Genomic DNA, 19229 nt, shown 5'->3' with positions numbered 1-19229 from the left:
CCGGCGGACGCGGCGCCCGCTCGCGGCCGATCCTACCCACCGTGCTTCACATCATCGTGAGTGCGAGGCCCGGCTCCCGCAGGAGCGCTCCGACGTCGGCGAGGAAGCGGGACCCCTCGGCGCCGTCGACGACCCGATGGTCGAAGGAGAGACTGAGCGTGCAGACGGACCGGAGGGCGACGGCGTCCTGGTGCTCCCACGGTCGACGCTGCACGGCGCCGACGGCGAGGATCGCCGCCTCACCCGGGTTGAGGATCGGCGTTCCGGCATCGATGCCGAAGACCCCGATGTTCGTGATCGAGATCGTGCCGCCGGTGAGTCGGGCGGGGCTCGTCTTCCCCGAGCGCGCCGTCACGGCGAGGTCGCGGATCGCCTCGGCGAGCTCGCCGAGCGTCATCGTGTCGGCCCGCGGGATGTTCGGGACGAGGAGACCGCGTTCCGTCGCGGCCGCGATGCCCAGGGTGACGTAGTCGAACTCGATGATCTCGCCCGACTCCTCGTCCCACCGCGCGTTGACGGCGGGCGTGCGGCGCACGGCGATGCAGACGGCCTTGGCGACCACGGCGAGTGGGCTGATCTTCACGTCCGACGCCGCGAGCGTGTCGATCAGTCGCATCGTCTCGGTGACGTCGACCGTCAGGAACTCGGTGACGTGGGGTGCGGTGAACGCGCTCTGCACCATGGCGGCCGCCGTCGCCCGCCGGACGCCGCGGACGGGGATGCGCCGCTGCCCGTCGCCCGTGGGCGTCTCCGAGCCGCTCGAATCCGACGTCTCGATGGCGGGCCGAGCCGCGGCCTCGACGTCGGAGCGCGTGATGAGTCCGCGCTCCCCCGTGCCCTCGATGCTCTCGAGGTCGACGCCGAGCTCGCGCGCGAGTCGCCGCACGGGTGGCGTCGAGCGCGGCCGCTCGGTGCGCGGAGTCGAGCCCGTCGAGGATGCCGCGGGCGGCTCGCTCGCGGAGGGCCGGGGCGGCTCCCCGGCGAGCGTGGCGGCATCGGCATCGGCATCGGCATCGGCGACCGTGGCGCGCCGCGCTCGGCGGCGCGGGCCGACGACATCCTCGGCCGCACCGTACCCGACGAGGGTCGGCCCGCGTTCCTCGGTGACGGGCTCGGGTGCGGGCTCGGGTGCGGTCGTGGCGTCGCCCGCGTTATCCGTGTCGACCGAGAGGAGGGTCGCTCCGACGTCGACGGTCTCGCCCTCGGCCGCATGGAGGGCGGTGACGAGCCCCGCGAACGGCGACGGCAGCTCGACGACGGCCTTGGCCGTCTCGACGTCGGCGATGATCTGGTTGAGGGTCACGCGATCGCCGACCGCGACGCGCCAGGCGACGACCTCCGACTCGGTGAGTCCCTCACCGAGATCGGGCAGGACGAACTCTTCGATGTGCGACATCAGAGCTCCACCCCCGACAACGAGTTCGGCCGGCCGAGCGCTCGATCGACGCCGTCGAGGATGCGATCGAGGTCGGGGAGGTGGTGCTTCTCGAGCTTGGCGGCGGGGTACGGGATGTCGTGACCCGTGATGCGCACGGGAGCCGCCTCGAGGAACTCAAAGCACCGCTCGACGACCGACGCCACGATTTCGGCGCCCAGTCCGCCCTGCTGCTGAGCCTCGTGCGCGATCACGAGACGACCGGTGCGGCGCACCGACGCGGCGACCGTCGCGTAGTCCACGGGTGCGAGCGAACGCAGGTCGATCACCTCGATCGACACCCCGTCCTCCTGGGCAGCAGCAGCCGCATCGCGCGCCGTCTGCACAAGCGCCCCGTAGGTGACGAGCGTCACGTCGGAACCGGCCACGACGGTCTCGGCGACCGTCAGCGGTCGGGCGTCGGCCAGGTCGCTCGACTCGTCGACGTCGCCCTTCACGTGGTAGCGGCGCTTCGGCTCGAAGAACAGCACGGGGTCGTCGCACGCGATCGCCTGTTGAATGCTCACGTAGGCGTCGGCCGGGTTGGAGCAGGCGAACACGCGGAGACCCGCCGTGTGCGCGAAGTACGCCTCGGGAGATTCCGAGTGGTGCTCGGCCGCTCCGATGCCGCCTCCGAAGGGCACACGGATGGTGATGGGCAGCCTCACGCGGCCGCGAGAACGGTAGTGCAGCTTCGCGAGCTGCGTCACGATCTGATCGAACGCGGGATAGATGAACCCGTCGAACTGGATCTCGACGACGGGACGGAAGCCGCGGTACGCGAGCCCGATCGCCGTGCCCACGATGCCGGCCTCCGCGAGGGGCGTGTCGATGACACGCTGGGCGCCGAACTCGGCCTGCAGCCCGTCGGTGACTCGGAACACTCCCCCCAGCGCGCCGATGTCCTCGCCGAGCAGCACGACCTTCTCGTCGTTCGCGAGCGATGCTCGGAGCCCTGCGTTGAGGGACTTCGCGAGGGTCAGTGTCGTCATGATCCGACCTCCTCGAAACCGTCGAGATAGCGGCGGTAGTGATCGCGCTGACGTTCGAGGGTCGCGTGCGGTTCGGCGTAGACGTGATCGAACACGCTGAGCGGTTCGGGGTCGGCGAGTTCGATGCACGCCGACCGGAGCTCGGCGGCCTCGGCATCGGCACGTGCGGCGACCGCAGCCGCATCGGACTCGCCGAAGTGGCCGAGCGCCGTGAGGTGGGCCTCGAGCCGCGAGATCGGATCGCGTTCGCGCCACAGCGCGAGCTCGTCCTCCGAGCGATAGCGGGTGGGATCGTCGGCCGTCGTGTGCGGACCCATGCGGTACGTGACGGCCTCGATGAACGTCGGCCCGCCGCCCGTTCGTGCCCGTTCGAGTGCGATGCGCGTCGCCGCCATGACCGCGAGGACGTCGTTTCCGTCGACGCGCATCGACGGCACGCCGAAACCGCTCGCGCGATCGGCGAGGGCGTGGCGCGATTGGACGCGCACGGGCTCGGAGATCGCGTACTGGTTGTTCTGGCAGAAGAACACGACGGGCGCACGGAAACTCGCGGCAAAGACGAGGGCCTCACTGACGTCGCCCTCGCTCGTCGCGCCGTCGCCGAAGTAGGCGACCGAGACGTCGTCGCCGCCGTCGGCCGTGACCCCCATCGCGTAGCCGACCGCGTGGAGCGTCTGCGAGCCGATGATGATCTGGAGAGGAGCCATGGTGATCTCGTACGGGTCCCAGCCCGAGAGCCCCGTGCCGCGCCACATGCGCAGGACGTCGACGGCCCGCACCCCCTTGCACCAGGCGACGGCGTGCTCGCGGTAGCTCGAGAAGACGAAATCGCCGGGGCGGAGCGAACGAGCCGACCCGATCTGCGCGGCCTCCTGGCCGAGGAGCGGGGGCCAGAGACCCAACTGGCCCTGGCGCTGCAGGGCCGTGGCCTCGGCGTCGATGCGCCGCACGACGCTCATGTCGGAGTGGAGGGCGAGGAGCTCGGCGGGGCCGATGTCGGCGACCCACTGGTCGTAGCCGGGAGCGCTCCGGCGCCGCCCGTCGGAACTCAGGAGTTGGATGAGCTCGCCCGTCTCGGTCAGAACGGCGGCTTCGGAATCGTTGGTGGGCGTCATCGCCGACCTCCACGTGTTCGTGCCGGTCGGCCTCGTGAGCGTAGCGGCGGAGCGTCTTTGCTTACCTGGAGGGTACGCGACGGCAGCAGCCCGCTCAAGCATTCACCCGCGCACTGAGCATGTTGCACAACACCGGCCATCGGCACGCGACTACCATCGAGCGGTATGAGCAGCTACGACGCCCTCGACCGTGAACTCCTCGTCGCCCTCGCCGACGACCCGCGAGCCACGGTCGTCGCTCTCGCCGACCGACTCGGCCTCTCGCGCAACACGGTGCAGGCGCGCATGAGCCGCCTCGAGGCATCCGGCGCTTTTCTGAGCTTCGCCCGCAGCATCGACCCCGGCCCGCTCGGATTCCCCCTCGAAGCGTTCGTCTCGGTGCACGTGCAACAGAAACGGCTCTCGGCCGCCGTCGCCGAGATCGCCGAGATCCCCGAGGTCATCCAGGCGCACGGCCTGAGCGGCCCCGTCGACCTCCTCGTGCGCGTCGTCTGTCGCGACGCCCACGACCTCTTCCGCATCGACGGACGCATCCTCGCCGTCGAGGGCGTCGAACGCACCGAGACCGCTCTGTCGATGGGCGAACTCATCCCCTATCGACTCGCACCGCTGCTCGCGGAGCGCTGATCGCGGCGCCTGCCGAGGAGACGACGAATGCCCGCCCCGAACGAATCGGGACGGGCATTCGGTCACTGATCAGATCAGATGTCGGCGCCTTCGGCGGGGGCCTCAGGGCCCTCGCTCGCGGCGTCGCGTCCGTGCGTGTCGGCCTCATCAGCCACGACCGGAGCGAGCGAGAGCTTGCCGCGGTCGTCGATCTTCGTGATCTCGACGAGGATCTTCTGGCCGACTCCGAGCACGTCTTCGACGTTCTCGACGCGCTTTCCACCGGCGAGCTTGCGCACCTCCGAGATGTGGAGGAGGCCGTCCTTGCCAGGGAGGAGCGAGACGAACGCACCGAACGTCGCGATCTTGACGACGGTTCCGAGGAACTGCTCGCCGATCTCGGGGTTGGTCGGGTTGGCGATCGCGTTGACCTGCGCGCGAGCGGCCTCGGCCGAGGGGCCGTCGACAGCGCCGATGTAGACGGTGCCGTCTTCCTCGATCGAGATGTCGGCGCCGGTCTCGTCCTGGATCGCGTTGATCGTCTTGCCCTTCGGGCCGATCAGCTCGCCGATCTTGTCGACGGGGATCTGGACGCTGATCACGCGGGGCGCGGTCGGTGCCATCTCGTCGGGAGCGTCGATCGCGGCGTTCAGCACGGCGAGGATCGTCGTGCGGGCGTCCTTGGCCTGGTTGAGCGCGCCGGCGAGGACCGAGGCGGGGATGCCGTCGAGCTTCGTGTCGAGCTGGATGGCCGTGACGAAGTCGCTCGTACCGGCGACCTTGAAGTCCATGTCACCGAGCGCGTCTTCGGCACCGAGGATGTCGGTGAGGGCCGCGTAGCGCGTCTCGCCGTTCACGGTGTCGGAGATGAGGCCCATGGCGATACCCGCGACGGGTGCGCGCAGCGGCACACCGGCGTTGAGCAGCGACAGGGTCGACGCGCAGACGGAGCCCATCGACGTCGAACCGTTGGAGCCGAGAGCCTCGGACACCTGGCGGATCGCGTAGGGGAACTCTTCACGCGTGGGCAGCACCGGCACAAGAGCGCGCTCGGCGAGTGCGCCGTGCCCGATCTCGCGACGCTTCGGCGACCCGACGCGACCGGTCTCACCGGTCGAGTAGGGCGGGAAGTTGTAGTTGTGCATGTAGCGCTTCTTGGTGACCGGGCTCAGCGAGTCGATCGACTGCTCGAGCTTCAGCATGTTGAGCGTCGTGATGCCCATGATCTGCGTCTCGCCGCGCTGGAAGATCGCGGAGCCGTGGACGCGCGGGACGACCTGGACCTCGGCGTCGAGCGGGCGGATGTCAGCGAGACCGCGGCCGTCGATGCGCACGCCCTCGTCGAGGACGCGCGAGCGCACGACGAGCTTGGTGACCGACTTGTACGCGGCCGACACCTGGCCGAGAGCCGACTCGGGAAGCTCGCCGGCGGCGACCTTCTCGGCGACGGCATCCTTGACGCGAGCCTTGAGCGCGTCGTCGGCGTCCTGACGGGCGACCTTCTCGGCGATCTGGTAGACGCCCTTGAGCTCGTCGTAGGCGAGGCCGGCGACGACGTCGTAGGTCTCCTGCGCGTACGCGGGGAAGACCTTGTAGTCACCGGTCGGCTTCGACGCCGACGCAGCGACCTGCTTCTGCGCCTCGACGAGCTGCTTGATGAACGGCTTCGACGCCTCGATGCCCTGCGCGATGACCTCTTCGTTGGGCTTGATGGCGCCGCCCTGGATGAGCGTCCACACGTTGTCGGTGGCCTCGGCCTCGATCATCATGATCGCGACGTCGTCGGCACCCGACGCGTCGGTCACGACGCGTCCCGCGACGACCATGCTGAACACGGCGTCGTCGAGCTGCGAGTGCTTCGGGAAGGCGACCCACTGGCCACCGCCGTTGCTCTCGGGAAGGAGGGCGACGCGGACGCCGCCGATCGGGCCCGAGAAGGGGAGGCCGGCGATCTGGGTCGACATCGACGCGGCGTTGATCGCGAGGACGTCGTAGAGCTCGTCGGGCTCGATCGCGAGGACGGTCACGACGACCTGGATCTCGTTGCGGAGACCGTCGACGAACGACGGGCGCAGGGGACGGTCGATGAGGCGGCACGTGAGGATCGCCTCGGTCGAGGGACGACCCTCGCGACGGAAGAACGAGCCCGGGATGCGACCCGCGGCGTACATGCGCTCTTCGACGTCGATCGTGAGGGGGAAGAAGTCGAAGTGGTCCTTCGGCTGCTTGGAGGCGCTCGTCGCGGAGAGAAGCATCGTCTCTTCGTCGATGTAGGCGACGGCAGAGCCCTGGGCCTGCTGAGCGAGACGGCCGGTCTCGAAGCGGATGGTGCGGGTGCCGTACTTGCCATTGTCGATGACGGTTTCGGCGAAAATGATTTCAGGACCTTCCAAGAGGTCTGTCTCCTTTGTTTTACGTCGCACCCCGTGTGGGCACGACTCGTACAGAGGAGCAGGGAACAGGCAGTTTCGACCGCATCAGGATGACGCGTTCACGCTGGCCACCAGTAGAAGCCCACCACTCGCTCGTGCGATTGGTGATCCACCACAGGGGACCAGCTTCCTGCCGGCCTGCTCCGTGCGCTCACAGAAATGAGCAGTCACAGTCATGTGACGATGCCGATACTACCAGTCCACCCTGCGGAAGCCCGGTGAGAGGCGGAATCGACACGCGGATCAGTCGAGCACCCCCTGTCTCGAGCGCCGCTCGCCCGGGCCGACGGGCACGAGGGAGTCGTGCTTCGCGACGCGGCCGTGACCGGCCGTGCGCCCACGCATCCGGCGCCCGAGCCACGGCAGAGCGTGGATACGCACCCAGGCCGAGGTCGACAGGGTCGGCGCCGCGGCCTCCGCCTCCTCCTCGTGCAGACCGAGGTCGAGGTTCGCGAGCTCGTCGGCGTGCGGCACTCCGAGCAGGATCGCGGCGCGATACGAGAGCGTCCGATGACCGTGCGGGCTCAGGTGCACGCGATCCTCCGACCACATGCGCGCGTCGAGGAACTCGGGGTGGTGCCAGAAGTCGAGCGTCATGACACCGCTGCCCGCGAGCCTCGACTGCAGCCGCCGGTTGAAGCGCCCCGCGCGCTCGTGCAGCGTGCCGAGGAACGGCCGTGGGGGCACGAAGGGCGTGACGAGCAGGACGTCGACGCCGCGCTCGCGCACGCCGAGGAGGGCCTCGGCGAGGGTGTCGGTGAGACGCTCGGGCCGTGCCCCGGCCTTGACGAGGTCGTTGCCGCCGACGAGCACCGCGACGAGGTCGGCGTTCAGTTCGAGGGCGCGCGGCAGCTGCTCGCCGACGACGTCGGCGATCCGGCGACTGCGCACACCGAGGTTCGCATAGAGGAGCGATTCCCTCTTCGAGTGCGCGAGGAGCAGAGCGAGCCGATCGGCCCAGCCGCGGAACTGCCCCGGCGCCTGACGCGAGTCGTCGGAGAGGCCCTCGGTGAGCGAGTCGCCGACCGCGACGACGCGACGCCATCGCGGACGCGCGTCCCGGTGCGCGTCGAGCGCGGTCTCCGACGCAGCCGGCACCGAGCGGTCGGGCAGCCCCGTGAGCACGTGCGCCGCTCCCGAGCGGCGGAGCTCGACGGCCTCGGCGTAGTGCCCGACGAGCTCGTCGCCGAGGCTCTCCCAGCTGCGGCCCGCGACCGACTCCCGCGCCGCGACGGCGAAGGCCGCGCGCTTCGCGGCGTCGCCCGCGAGGTCGGCGACGCGCTCACGCAGGTCGTCGAGGTCGCCGGGACGGTACAGCCAGCCGGTGCGACTCGACTCGACGAGGTCGAGCGGACCGCCGCGACCGGTCGAGACGACGGGAACACCGCTCGCGAGCGCCTCCTGGATCGTCTGGCAGAACGACTCGTTCTCGCCCGGGTGCACGAAGACGTCGAGGCTCGCGACGGCCTCGGCGAGCGCGTCGCCCGACTGGAAGCCGAGGAACGCGGCATCCGGGAGGAGCCTTTCGAGGCCGGCGCGGCTCGGGCCGTCGCCGATGATGACGAGACGGATGCCGGGCACGGAGCCGAGCACGCGCACGTGCTCGACCTGCTTCTCGGGAGCCAGCCGACCGACGTAGCCGACGAGCACCTCGCCGTTCGGGGCGAGCTCGGCCCGGAGCTCGGCGCTCCGCCGTGAGGGCTGGAAGCGCACGGAGTCGACGCCGCGTCGCCAGAGCCTCAGCCGGTCGACTCCGGCCTCGGCGAGCTGACTCATCGCCGCGGTCGACGGCGCCAGCGTGAGGGTCGCCCGGCGGTGGATGCGGCTGACGTGCTTCGCGAGGAACGGTGCGGCGCTCGGCACGCCGTAGCGCTCCGCGTACCCGGGGACGTCGGTCTGGTAGATCGCGACGGTCGGCACGCCGCGCGCATCCGCAGCGCGGAGCCCCTGCCACCCGAGCACGAAGGGCGACGCGAGGTGCACGACGTCCGGGCGGAAGTCGTCGACGAGCGAGCCGAGGTAGCGGGAGCTCGCGACGCTGACCCTGACGTCGGGATAGGACGGAAGCGGGACGGAGCGCACGAGCGCGGCGTCGGCTCCGTAGAGGTCTCTGTCGATGGGGCCCGACCTCGGTGCGACGACGAGTGCCTCGTCGCCTCGGCGCTCGAGGTGCCGCAGCACCTGGAGCAACGAGTGGGTGACCCCGTTCATGTGCGGGAGGAACGATTCGGCGAAGAGGAGGACTCTCACGCCCTCATGCTCGCTCCCCCGGTGGTCGTTCGTGAGCGAATCGGGGCCCGCGGAGCGACGTTTCACCGATCGGACGCCCGCTGTTCGCCTGATCGGTGCCCACGCGTCATCCGTCGACCGCGAATCCGACGGTCACCGGTGTCGGCCGCGCTGCATAGACTGCGGGGTATGAGTTCCGACAATGAGACCAGCACCGGAGCAAGCGACGAGATGAAGCGGAAGTTCCGCGAAGCGCTCGATCGCAAGAAGAAGAACCAGGAAGGCAAGGGCGAGGCCCACCTCGACGGCGAGTCGGCCATTCACAATGCGCAGGGTCCCGTGGACCACAAGAGGGAGTTCCGCCGCAAGAGCGGTTGATGAGCAGTCGAGACGAACGGCGGGCCTGCGATGCAGGCCCGCCGTTCGCGTTCGTCCGGGCGCTACTCCCCCGTGAGCCCTCCGAGCAGGTGCCCGAAGGGGCGGTCGAGCGCGAAGGGATCGTGGACGACCCGCTCGGTCGTCTGGACGAGGGATGCCAGTTCGCGGGCGCCGCGCCCGATGCGCGCCGGCAGCGCCTTGACCGTGTCGCCTCCGTCGCCCCAGTCGGCCGACGCCGCGAAGACACCCGTCGTGACCGGCTGCGCGTGCAGGTAGGCGAAGAGCGGGCGGATCGCGTAGTCGATCGCGAGCGAGTGGCGGGCGGTGCCGCCGGTCGCGCCGATCAGCACGGGCAGCCCGTCGAGCGCCTGGGGGTCGATGACGTCGATGAACGACTTGAACAACCCGCTGTAGCTCGTCGTGAAGATCGGCGTGACGGCGATGAGGCCGTCGGCGCCCGTGACCGTCTCGAGCGCGCTCGCGAGGGCGGGGGCCGGGAATCCCGTGAGGAGATTGTTGGTGATGTCGTGCGCGAGGTCGCGCAACTCGATCGTCGTCACCTCCGCATCGACTCCCTGCGTCTGGAGCTCGGCGACGGTCGCGTCGGCAAGCCGGTCGGCGAGCAGGCGAGTCGAGCTCGGCTGGCTGAGACCCGCCGAGACGACGGCGATGCGCTTGGTCGTCATCGTGAGGCTCCCGTCACGCCCGCGAGACCGAAGGCGGCACCGGAGTGTGCTCCGTCCGTGTCATCCGTCGCCGCGCTCGCGATCGCCGCGTCGCGGGCCGCGACGAGCGATGCGTGCGTCGGGGCGTCGGGCACGTGGGCCGGGCGGTCCTTCGCGAACTCGGCGCGGAGGGCGGGGACGACCTCGCCGCCGAGGATGTCGAGCTGCTCGAGCACGGTCTTGAGGGGCAGGCCCGCGTGGTCCATGAGGAAGAGCTGACGCTGGTAGTCGCCGAAGTACTCGCGCATCGAGGCGTAGCGGTCGATGACCTCCTGCGGGCTGCCGACGGTCAGCGGGGTCTGCGCCGTGAAGTCCTCGAGGCTCGGGCCGTGACCGTAGACGGGCGCGTTGTCGAAGTACGGACGGAACTCGTCGATCGCGTCCTGCGAGTTTTTCCGCATGAAGACCTGACCGCCGAGTCCGACGATCGCCTGGTCGGCGCTGCCGTGGCCGTAGTGCTCGAAGCGCTGACGGTAGAGGCTGATGAGGCGCATGTAGTGCTCCTTCGGCCAGAAGATGTTGTTCGCGAAGAAGCCGTCGCCGTAGTAGGCGGCCTGCTCGGCGATCTCGGGGCTCCGGATCGAGCCGTGCCAGACGAAGGGGGCGACGCCGTCGAGCGGGCGCGGGGTCGACTGGAAGCCCTGCAGGGGCGTGCGGAACTGCCCCTCCCAGTCGACGAAGTCCTCGCGCCACAGCCGGTGGAGGAGGTTGTAGTTCTCGAGGGCGAGGTTGATGCCCTGGCGGATGTCCTTGCCGAACCACGGGTACACGGGGCCGGTGTTGCCACGGCCCATCATGAGGTCGACCCGACCGCCCGAGAGGTGCTGGAGCATCGCGTAGTCTTCCGCGATCTTGACGGGGTCGTTCGTCGTGATGAGGGTCGTCGCCGTCGAGAGCTGGAGCGTCTCGGTCTGCGCGGCGATGTAGGCGAGCGTCGTGGTCGGCGACGACGACCAGAACGGCGGGTTGTGGTGCTCGCCGAGGGCGAAGACATCGAGCCCGACGTCTTCGGCGTGCTTCGCGATGGTGAGCGTCGCCTGGATGCGCTCGGCCTCGGTGGGGGTCCGGCCGGTGGTCGGGTCCTCGGTGATATCGCTGACGGTGAAGATTCCGAATTGCATGGCGGCCTCCTGGCCCGAGTCGTGGTGACGTTTTGCTCTATGCATTTGCATATAAATGGCACAACGGATGACGCGGCAAGACTATTCCCACCCGGCGCGACCCCCGTTCCGGTCGCTTAGGCTGGTGCGATGGCCACCGTCGCATTGACCAGATCCGACTTCGAGAGCACGATCACCGAGGGCGGAATCGTCCTCGTCGACTACTGGGCCGCCTGGTGCGGACCGTGTCTGCAGTTCGGCCCGATCTACGATGCGGCCGCCGAGGCGAACCCCGACATCGTGTTCGGCAAGGTCGACACCGAGGCCGAGCAGGAGCTCGCGCAGGCGATGCAGATCACGTCGATCCCGACGATCATGGCGTTCCGCGACGGCATCGGACTCTTCGCCCAGGCGGGAGTGCTGCCGCGGCACGCCCTCGACGACCTGATCACTCAGATCCGCGGACTCGACATGGACGAGGTGCGGAAGGAGATCGGCCGCGCCGAGGCCGAGCGCGAAGCGGAGCGTGAGACCGAGCAGACGGTCGAGTCGTCCGCGCTCACCGAGAGCTGAGTTCGCCCTCATCGAGCTGGGCGAGCCCGGCGAGCTCGAGATCGACCCCGAATGGCCGCGTCGTTCCCGTAATACGCGCAGGGACCGAGACGTAGACCCCGCGTGCGCGAAGCTCGTCGAGCGGTGATGCGAACCGCTTCTCGGCCGCTTCCGGCAGGAAGCCGGCGCGTCGCACGCGGTCGCCGGCGACGAGTTCGACGCCCACGCGGTACCGGCGCCCGAGCCAGCGCGTCGCCCGCGGCACGAGGACCGCGCGATCGCCCTCGTGGATTCGGATGAGATCGATCTCGGGCTGATGCCGGCCCGATTCGGCGACCGTCGTCACGGGAGCCCCGGCCTGGCCCTCGATCTGCCTGATCTCGAGGCCGGCGAGCGAACTCAGTTCGCCGTTGCCGTTGGGGTTCGATTCGCGAAGCCGACGCTCACGCGCGAGCGACAGGATGAAGTAGACGAGCGCGAGCGCCGCGACGGGCGCAACGCTCCAGAACACGACGGGCAGCGAGTCGGGTCGTGCCGTCGAGAGCGCGAGGGCTGCGACGAAGAGGACGATGTACGGCAGCGGCTCCCACGCGAGAAGGGGCTTCGAGCGGGGCATCCGGTCAGTCTATCGAGGCTGCGTGATGGCACCCGTCGTCGGCACGGGCTCGACCCCGAGCTCGATCGCCGCGCCGTTCGACAGCGCGGGGCGCTCGAGCCTGATGCAGATGATGCCCGCGAGGATCAGCACCCCGCCGAGGATCTGGATGACGCTGAGCACCTCGCCGAGGAGGATCCATCCGATGATCGCGGCGAAGACGACCTCCGAGAGGCCGAGGAACGACGCGAGGCGCGTGCCGAGGCGAGCGATCGCGGCGATGCCGGCGACGTAGGCGAATGCCGTCGAGATCAGACCGACGATGAGGACGGGCACGAACCACGGCACGCTCATGCCGAGGAGTTCGACGGGCGACCACTCCACCTCGAGCGGGAGGAGGCCCGTGAAGCCGACGGCGGCGAGCACGATCGCACCGATGACGAAGCCGGCTGCGGCGAGAGCGACGGGCGGGAGGTCCTCGTCGACGCGCGCACCGACGACGTAGTACACCGCGACGCCGACCATGGCGATGCCGGCGTAGAGGAGTCCGAGCACGTCGAGGTCGCCGCCCGGGCCGATGACGAGCACGAGCCCGGCGAGCGCGAGCACCGAGCCGCCGAGGACGACGCGTTGGGGGCTGCGCCGCGTGCGGAGCCACACCACGACGACGAGCAGGATCGGCGCGAGGTACTCGATGAGGAGGGTCATGCTGACGGGGATGCGTGCGATCGAGGCGTAGAAGGCGACCTGGGTTCCGACGATCGCGAGGCACGAGTACAGCAGCACCGTCCACTTCGCGCGCCAGAGCGGGCGCAGGTCGAATCGGAGCGCGACGAGCCCCGGGACGACGAGCACGAGGGCCGCGACGCTGATGCGCGCGAGCACGGCCGCCGCGGGCGACCACCCCGCTTCGAGGAGCGGCTTGATGAAGACGCCGCCCGCTCCGAACGCCAACCCTGCTGCGAGTCCGAGCACGACGCCCGACGCCCCGCGACTACCCGTGACCGACACGGCCGCCACCTCTGATGTCATGAGTGAAAGTGATTATGATCGTGACAGTAGTGCGCCGCCACGTCAGGAGTCAAATGCTTTTCACCCATGACACGCAATCGGCGCTGAGCTTCGCCGCCGCACTCGTCGACACCGAGCCCGCCGCCTCCGAGAGCGGTGCCGACGAGCTCGCCGAACCGAGCGATCTCGCCGAGCTCCTCGACACGTGGGAGTACTCCGGTCGACGCGACGGCGACGCGGCCGAGCTCGACGAGGTGCGCGCGGCGCGCGGGCGACTCCGGGCCATCTGGACCCTCGAACGCGACGATGCCGTCGAGCCCGTGAACGCGATCCTCGCCGAGGCCGCCGCGCTCCCCCGGCTCGTGCGCCACGACACCCTCGACTGGCACGTGCACGCGACATCCCTCGACGCCCCGCTCGCCGAGCGGATTCTCGTCGAAGCCGCGATGGCGTTCGTCGACGTCATCCGCTCCGATCAGATGGACCGCTTGCGCGACTGCGAGGCCGACGACTGCACGGGACTCTTCGTCGACCTGTCGAAGAACGCCTCGAAGCGCTACTGCAGCGTGCGCTGCGGCAACCGGATGGCGGTGCGCGCGTACCGCTCACGCGCGACCTGACCCGTCAGGAGACGGCGTCGAGAGCCTGCGCGAGGTCGGCGATGATGTCGTCGGCGTCTTCGAGACCGATCGAGAAGCGCAGATGCCCGAGCCGCTGGAACTCCGGCGGGTAGAACGCGACGCGAGGGCCGCTCGTTCCGACGTGGACGATGAGGGACTCGTCGTGACCGAGAGAGACGGCCGATGTGACCACCCGGAGGGCTGCGACGAAACGGTTCTGCAGATCGGGGTCGCCGTCGAGGGCGAATGCGATCATGCCGCCGAATCCGTCGAACTGCGCACGGGCGAGCTCGTGCTGCGGGTGATCGGCGAGACCGGGGTACGCGACGAAGGCGACCCGCGGGTCGGCGGCGAGGAACGTCGCGACCCGCTCGGCCGTCGCGAAGGTCTGACGCAAGCGGAGCGGCAGCGTCACCGAGCCGCGCGTGATGAGCCACGCGTTGAACGGGCTGATCACTCCCCCGACGTCGACCATCGCCTCGTGCTTGATGGGGGTGATGAGTTCGCGCCGGCCGATGACCGCACCGCCCATCGCGTCACCGTGTCCGTTGATGTACTTCGTGAGCGAGTGCACGACGAGGTCGGCTCCGTGCTCGAGGGGGCGGAAGGACGGCGGCGGGGTGAACGTCGAATCGACGCTCACGAGCGCGCCGGCCTCGTGCGCGATCGCGGCGACACCGGCGACATCGGTCACCTTCGTCGTCGGGTTGGCGATCGCCTCGATGTGCACGAGCTTCGTCTCGGGCCGGATCGCCGTCCGCACAGCCGCGAGGTCGCTCGTGTCGACGAACGTCGCCTCGATGCCGTACTTCTGGGGCAGCAGCTCGGCGAAGAGCCGATAGATGGCCTCGTACGAGACGTCGCTCACGACGACGTGGTCACCCGAGCGCAGGTGGGTGAAGAAGACGGCGTGCAATGCCGCGACGCCGCTCCCGAGCACGACGGCGTCGTCACCGCGTTCGAGGGTCGCGAGCTTCTTCTGCAGGGCGATCTGGTTCGCGCCCGAGTTCCGCGTGTAGAGCGGCTCGTCGGTGCCCGACCAGCTCATCGTCGACGGGTCGTCCGGCAGCGCGTACGAGTTCGCCATGATGATCGGCGTGCGGATCGCACCGCTGCCCTTATCGATCGCATTGCCGGCGTGCACCGCCTGGGTCGAGTCGAGGAAGCCGGTCCAGTCGTCGTTCGCGCTCATATCTCAACGCTACGACGACGCGGGCACTCGTCATCGCCTCATGACGCGCGGGGTCGGCCCCGCGTCATCCACCCGGCTCTCACGGCCCGAGCGGCGCCGGGAAATGACGAAGGCCCCCGCCGGAGCGGGGGCCTTCGCAAGAAGTTCGCGGTGTCTATCGACTAGCGACGCAGTCCGAGACGCTCGATGAGCGAACGGTAGCGGTTGATGTCGACGTCGGCGAGGTAGCCGAGAAGTCGACGACGCTGACCGACGAGGAGGAGCAGGCCACGACGCGAGTGGTGGTCGTGCTTGTGCTCCTTCAGGTGCTCGGTGAGGTCCTTGATGCGCTTGGTGAGGATCGCGATCTGGACCTCGGGGGATCCAGTGTCACCGGGGTGCGTCGCGTACTCTTCGATGATCGCCTTCTTGACGTCTGCTTCGAGTGCCATAGATGGGATCCCCTTTCTTCTCGTTGCGCGCTGCCCGGGGCCTGATGCCTGGGCTCTCTTAATGCGCGGCCGTCAGACGGCAACCTTGGAAGTTTAGCAGAGCTCGGCGCGGAGCGCGCCCGCTCACTCAGCCGCGCTTGTCGGCGAGGGCGAGGTAGTTGTCGAGGCGCACGATGAAGTCCTTCGGCGGCACGTACGACGGGTCGGCCGATGACTTCTCGAACTCGGCCTGGGCCTCTTCGATCGCGCTGTCGATCTCGAGCTCGGCGAGCGCGCTCACCTGCACCTGATCGAGCGCCACGAGGATGCCGATGGCACGGTCGATGTCGGCGGGGCCGTTGAAGGCGTAGTCGGGCATGGTGAACCTCTCGTCGTCGAGGCTCCAGACTATCGAGCCGCGGGCGCACCGGGCATCACGGCGCGAGCAGGAAGATCGGCGGCCAGCCGTTGTGCGCGTAGACGATGACGAGGAAGACCACGAGGTCGAAGAGGAGGTGCACGGTCAACACGTAGGTGAGCGACTTCGTGAGGGTGAACGTGTAGCCCTGGATGAGCGCGAACGGGATCGTGAGGAGCGGCCCCCAGCTCTGGTAGCCGAGCTCCCAGAGGAACGACACGAAGACGATCGTCTGTAGGAGGTTGGCCTGCCACACGGGGAAGTGCCGCCGCAGCAGGGCGAAGATCGTGCAGATGAAGAACAGTTCGTCCCACGTGCCGACGGCGTTCACTCCGACGAAGAGGCGGGCGAACTCGTCGAACTCGGTGACGGTGGGCCAGTTGCGGTAGACGCCGGACGTGATGAAGTAGAACGGCAGCACGAGCCATCCGACGAACGTCACGCCGATGAGGTAGGTCCACTGCACGCGGGTCCAGCGCTTCCCCGTGCGCCAGGGGAAGCGGATCGCGTGATCCCGGTAGACGTAGCGGGAGATGACGTACGGCACGGCGACCGCGAGGGCGAGGACCGTGCCCATGAGCGCCATGTTGCCGTAGCTGATGTCGGCCTCGACCGAGATCGTCGAGACGATGGCCTGCCCGATCGCGATGAGCAGCAGGTCGCGGGCGAGTCCCTCGGTGCGCCCCGAGCGGTCGAGGAGGTAGGCGATTCCGACGCCCACGACGAGGAGCGCGTAGCCCGGCAGGGTGACCTGGAGTCCGAAGAGGAGGATCGCGGCGCCGCAGACCAGGACGGCCGGCACGAGGCCCCAGGAGAGCGCGCGTCGGGCGGGGGCATCGACCGTACCGGGGAGGCTCACTCCCCCAGCATCCCACGCGGATGTCGGCGGACCGTGACAGGATGCCCGCATGAACCGGCTGCGAGACCTCTCTGACCCCGCCCGTGACGACGTGACCCCGCCGCGTCGCCGTTCGATCGTGCCGCCCTACCTGCTCTCGCGTATCGCCGAGATCGACGATCCCCGCTTCACCGGGGCGGCGGAAGCCGCGCGTCGCTCGCTCCTCCACGACGGCCCGTTCCGGGAGCCGCGGCGAAGCGACGTGCGACCCGTGCTTCCGCACCGAGAGGCCCGACCGGGTGCGAGTCGCGGCGTGGTCCACCGCGTGATCTCCGACGCCGAATCCGCCGAGGTGCTCCCCGGTCGCACCGTGCGCGTCGAAGGCGAACCGCCGACGAGCGACGTCGCCGTGAACGAGGCGTACGACGGGCTCGGCGACACGTACGAGCTGTTCTGGAACGCCTTCGGCCGCGACTCGATCGATGACGCGGGGCTCGCGCTCGATGCCACGGTGCACTTCGGCCGTGACTACGACAACGCCTTCTGGGACGGCGAGCGCATGGTGTTCGGCGACGGCGACGGCGAGGTCTTCCAGCGCTTCACGCTCTCGCTCAGCGTCATCGGCCACGAGCTCGCCCACGGCGTGACCGAGCGCACCGCGAACCTCCGCTACGAGGGCCAGTCGGGTGCGCTCAACGAGCACGTCTCCGACGTCTTCGGGGCGCTCGTCGAGCAGTACACCCTGCGGCAGACCGCCGAGGAGGCGTCGTGGCTCATCGGCGCAGGTCTCTTCACGGCCGAGGTCGAGGGCGCTGCGCTCCGCTCGATGAAGGCCCCGGGCACCGCCTACGACGACGACGTGCTCGGGCGCGACCCGCAGCCCGCGCACATGGACGACTTCATCGTGACGACCGACGACAACGGCGGCGTGCACCTGAACTCGGGCATCCCGAATCGCGCCTTCTGCCTCGCCGCGATCGAGATCGGCGGCCCCGCGTGGGAGCGTGCCGGTCTCATCTGGTACGACGCGCTCACGAGCGGCGAACTCGCCGTCGATGCGGACTTCGAGCGGTTCGCCGCGGTGAGCATCGGAGCGGCCGAGGCGCGTTACGGTGCCGACTCGCGCGAGGCCCGCGCCGTCGTGTCGGGGTGGACGAGCGTCGGTATCGCCGTGTCGGGCGCGCGCGGGGGCGAGTAGCATCGCGGCATGAGGCTCATCGTGACGCGCACCGGCGGATTCGCGGGGCTGCGCTCAGAGTGGGACATCGACATCGAGGAGCAGCCCGACTCGACCGAGTGGGAGATCCTCATCGACACGCTGCCGTGGGACGACGCCGCAGCCCTGCCGCCGGAACCCGACCGCTTCATCTACCAGATCCGCTGCGCGCCGCGCGAGGTGACGCTCGCCGAGCGGCAGGTCACCGGTCCGTGGCGGGAGCTCGTCGACCGTGTGAGGCAAGCGGGTGAGCCGTCGTCCCGGCGCCGAAGCGACGGAGCAGACCCCACGCGATGAGACCCTGAGCCGCGATGTAGGTCGTCATGACGATGAGGTCGTGCGCGGGGATGGCCGCGTCGGGCAGGAACCGCATGATCGCGAGCACGGTGTCGGAGACGACGAAGAGCGCACCGCCGAGTGCGACGACGGTGCCGAGTCGGAGAGCGGCGACGGCCATGGCGCCGAGCACCACTCCATAGATCGCGACCGGCGCGAGGAAGACGCCGAGGCTCGGTGCGAGGACCGCGAGGAAGACGGCGAACCACACGGCGTAGACGAGCGCCACGGCCCGTGGCATCCGGAGGCCGGTAAGCCGGACGAAGAGCACGAGATACGCGACGTGCGCGAGCAGGAACCCCCCGAGGCCGACGACGAAGCCGAGGTCGCCCGGAACGTTGAGAGCGATGTCGCCGACCCACGACAGCCCGATGGCCGCGATGAGCCACACCGTGAGGCGCCGCGACCCGAGCTCGCCGCTCACGACGACGGCAGCGGCGAGCGCCGGCATGAGCAGCGCCTTCGACACCGAGACGATCGGACCCGTCGTCGTCGCGAGCGCGATGAGGTGCACCGCGCCCACGACGAGGTACGGCAGGAACGACACGAGCGGGAGCACGCGAACTCGCGCGCTCCCGCTCGTGGGGATCATCGATCGGTCGTTCAGCTGACGCCGAGCAGGTCGATCACGAAGATGAGGGTCTGACCCGAGAGGCGGTGTCCGCCGCCGGCGGGGCCGTAGGCCTGGTGCGGGGGCACGATGAGCTTGCGGCGACCGCCGACCTTCATGCCCGGGATGCCTTCCTGCCAGCCGGCGATGAGCGAGCCGAGGGGGAAGTTGATGGACTGGCCGCGGCTCCACGACGAGTCGAACTCGTCGCCGGAGTCGTACTCGACGCCGAGGTAGTGCACGTTGACGGTCGCGCCGGGCGTGGCCTCGGCGCCGTCGCCGACGACGATGTCCTCGATGACGAGGGTGTCGGACGCGGGGCCCTCGGGAGCGTCGACTTCGGGCTTGCTGTTCAAATCAGTCATGAGCCCATCCAAGCGGATGAGGCATACGGCTGCAATCGAGGACACCCGTCCACGACCCTCTTGCGCTAGAGGCGA

21 protein-coding genes are annotated in these 19229 nt (G+C 69.4%); 6 read left to right on the top strand and 15 right to left on the bottom strand.

All coding sequences use genetic code 11. The annotated features are described in order from the left end of the window. Window positions 1-46: 46 nt before the first annotated feature. The 3 genes from BJ972_RS01755 to pdhA are packed head-to-tail and all read right to left on the bottom strand — an operon-like array spanning window position 47 to window position 3521. Window positions 47-1396: a dihydrolipoamide acetyltransferase family protein gene (locus BJ972_RS01755; protein ID WP_129174859.1), complete on the bottom strand. Its 1350-nt coding sequence runs from the start codon at window positions 1394-1396 to the stop codon at window positions 47-49. After that, window positions 1396-2406 (bottom strand): alpha-ketoacid dehydrogenase subunit beta, encoded by a 1011-nt coding sequence (locus tag BJ972_RS01750; RefSeq protein ID WP_129174857.1) that lies wholly within the window; start codon window positions 2404-2406, stop codon window positions 1396-1398. The genes BJ972_RS01755 and BJ972_RS01750 overlap by 1 nt, the downstream gene beginning before the upstream one ends. After that, a complete protein-coding gene (pdhA, locus tag BJ972_RS01745) occupies window positions 2403-3521 on the bottom strand; it encodes a pyruvate dehydrogenase (acetyl-transferring) E1 component subunit alpha (protein WP_129174856.1) in 1119 nt (372 codons plus the stop codon). Before pdhA ends, BJ972_RS01750 begins: the two co-directional genes overlap by 4 nt. Window positions 3522-3686: 165 nt before the next feature. Here pdhA and BJ972_RS01740 point away from each other — a divergent pair, with 165 nt between their 5' ends. Then, window positions 3687-4148 carry an Lrp/AsnC family transcriptional regulator gene (locus BJ972_RS01740; RefSeq protein ID WP_129174855.1) on the top strand — a complete coding sequence of 154 codons (462 nt, stop codon included), beginning with the start codon at window positions 3687-3689 and terminating at the stop codon, window positions 4146-4148. 74 nt (window positions 4149-4222) lie between these two features. Here BJ972_RS01740 and BJ972_RS01735 read toward each other — a convergent pair whose 3' ends face one another. Together BJ972_RS01735 and BJ972_RS01730 are read right to left on the bottom strand one after the other, a co-directional pair. Then, entirely contained in the window at window positions 4223-6520 is a 2298-nt protein-coding gene (locus BJ972_RS01735; protein ID WP_129174854.1) for a polyribonucleotide nucleotidyltransferase, read from the bottom strand. A 282-nt stretch (window positions 6521-6802) separates the two neighbouring features. Continuing rightward, entirely contained in the window at window positions 6803-8809 is a 2007-nt protein-coding gene (locus BJ972_RS01730; protein ID WP_129174853.1) for a glycosyltransferase, read from the bottom strand. 168 nt (window positions 8810-8977) lie between these two features. Between BJ972_RS01730 and BJ972_RS01725 the strand changes: the two genes are divergently transcribed. Continuing rightward, window positions 8978-9166, top strand: coding sequence for a DUF5302 domain-containing protein (locus tag BJ972_RS01725; RefSeq protein WP_129174852.1), 189 nt, complete (start codon window positions 8978-8980; stop codon window positions 9164-9166). 62 nt (window positions 9167-9228) lie between these two features. Here BJ972_RS01725 and BJ972_RS01720 read toward each other — a convergent pair whose 3' ends face one another. Both BJ972_RS01720 and BJ972_RS01715 read right to left on the bottom strand, forming a co-directional pair. Continuing rightward, on the bottom strand, window positions 9229-9852 hold the full coding sequence (locus BJ972_RS01720; RefSeq protein ID WP_129174851.1) for an FMN reductase: 624 nt from the start codon (window positions 9850-9852) through the stop codon (window positions 9229-9231). After that, the gene (locus tag BJ972_RS01715; RefSeq protein WP_129174850.1) at window positions 9849-11012 is read right to left on the bottom strand and encodes an LLM class flavin-dependent oxidoreductase; all 1164 of its coding nucleotides are present in this window, start codon (window positions 11010-11012) and stop codon (window positions 9849-9851) included. Before BJ972_RS01715 ends, BJ972_RS01720 begins: the two co-directional genes overlap by 4 nt. A gap of 129 nt (window positions 11013-11141) precedes the next feature. Between BJ972_RS01715 and BJ972_RS01710 the strand changes: the two genes are divergently transcribed. Then, complete coding sequence (locus BJ972_RS01710) at window positions 11142-11564, top strand: thioredoxin family protein (protein ID WP_129174849.1); 423 nt, start codon at window positions 11142-11144, stop codon at window positions 11562-11564. Here BJ972_RS01710 and BJ972_RS01705 read toward each other — a convergent pair. Both BJ972_RS01705 and BJ972_RS01700 read right to left on the bottom strand, forming a co-directional pair. Beyond that, entirely contained in the window at window positions 11551-12159 is a 609-nt protein-coding gene (locus BJ972_RS01705) for a hypothetical protein (protein ID WP_129174848.1), read from the bottom strand. The genes BJ972_RS01710 and BJ972_RS01705 overlap by 14 nt on opposite strands. A gap of 9 nt (window positions 12160-12168) precedes the next feature. After that, window positions 12169-13170, bottom strand: coding sequence for an EamA family transporter (locus tag BJ972_RS01700; protein WP_129174846.1), 1002 nt, complete (start codon window positions 13168-13170; stop codon window positions 12169-12171). Between the two features lie 53 nt (window positions 13171-13223). Between BJ972_RS01700 and BJ972_RS01695 the strand changes: the two genes are divergently transcribed. Continuing rightward, complete coding sequence (locus BJ972_RS01695; RefSeq protein WP_129174844.1) at window positions 13224-13769, top strand: CGNR zinc finger domain-containing protein; 546 nt, start codon at window positions 13224-13226, stop codon at window positions 13767-13769. 4 nt (window positions 13770-13773) lie between these two features. On the opposite strand, the gene BJ972_RS01690 is transcribed toward BJ972_RS01695, so the two are convergent. From BJ972_RS01690 to BJ972_RS01675, 4 genes are all read right to left on the bottom strand, one after another. Continuing rightward, window positions 13774-14961 carry a trans-sulfuration enzyme family protein gene (locus BJ972_RS01690; protein ID WP_129174842.1) on the bottom strand — a complete coding sequence of 396 codons (1188 nt, stop codon included), beginning with the start codon at window positions 14959-14961 and terminating at the stop codon, window positions 13774-13776. Window positions 14962-15122: 161 nt separating this feature from the next. Next, window positions 15123-15392 (bottom strand): 30S ribosomal protein S15, encoded by a 270-nt coding sequence (gene rpsO / locus BJ972_RS01685; RefSeq protein ID WP_129174840.1) that lies wholly within the window; start codon window positions 15390-15392, stop codon window positions 15123-15125. A gap of 127 nt (window positions 15393-15519) precedes the next feature. Beyond that, window positions 15520-15750, bottom strand: a complete 231-nt coding sequence (locus tag BJ972_RS01680; protein WP_129174838.1) for a hypothetical protein — start codon at window positions 15748-15750, stop codon at window positions 15520-15522. A 55-nt stretch (window positions 15751-15805) separates the two neighbouring features. Next, on the bottom strand, window positions 15806-16648 hold the full coding sequence (locus tag BJ972_RS01675; protein ID WP_129174836.1) for a CPBP family glutamic-type intramembrane protease: 843 nt from the start codon (window positions 16646-16648) through the stop codon (window positions 15806-15808). A 49-nt stretch (window positions 16649-16697) separates the two neighbouring features. Here BJ972_RS01675 and BJ972_RS01670 point away from each other — a divergent pair, with 49 nt between their 5' ends. Together BJ972_RS01670 and BJ972_RS01665 are read left to right on the top strand one after the other, a co-directional pair. Further along, window positions 16698-17825: a M4 family metallopeptidase gene (locus tag BJ972_RS01670; protein WP_129174834.1), complete on the top strand. Its 1128-nt coding sequence runs from the start codon at window positions 16698-16700 to the stop codon at window positions 17823-17825. A 9-nt stretch (window positions 17826-17834) separates the two neighbouring features. Beyond that, a complete protein-coding gene (locus tag BJ972_RS01665; RefSeq protein ID WP_129174832.1) occupies window positions 17835-18140 on the top strand; it encodes a protealysin inhibitor emfourin in 306 nt (101 codons plus the stop codon). On the opposite strand, the gene BJ972_RS01660 is transcribed toward BJ972_RS01665, so the two are convergent. Both BJ972_RS01660 and BJ972_RS01655 read right to left on the bottom strand, forming a co-directional pair. Further along, on the bottom strand, window positions 18046-18771 hold the full coding sequence (locus tag BJ972_RS01660) for a lysoplasmalogenase (protein ID WP_129174830.1): 726 nt from the start codon (window positions 18769-18771) through the stop codon (window positions 18046-18048). The two genes, BJ972_RS01665 and BJ972_RS01660, sit on opposite strands and share 95 nt — an antisense overlap. 11 nt (window positions 18772-18782) lie before the next feature. Then, entirely contained in the window at window positions 18783-19154 is a 372-nt protein-coding gene (locus tag BJ972_RS01655; RefSeq protein ID WP_179419909.1) for an FKBP-type peptidyl-prolyl cis-trans isomerase, read from the bottom strand. Window positions 19155-19229: the final 75 nt, after the last annotated feature.

The sequence above is a fragment of the Agromyces atrinae genome, from assembly GCF_013407835.1.
Lineage (GTDB): Bacteria > Actinomycetota > Actinomycetes > Actinomycetales > Microbacteriaceae > Agromyces > Agromyces atrinae.
This window is presented reverse-complemented; position numbering and strand designations above follow the sequence as displayed.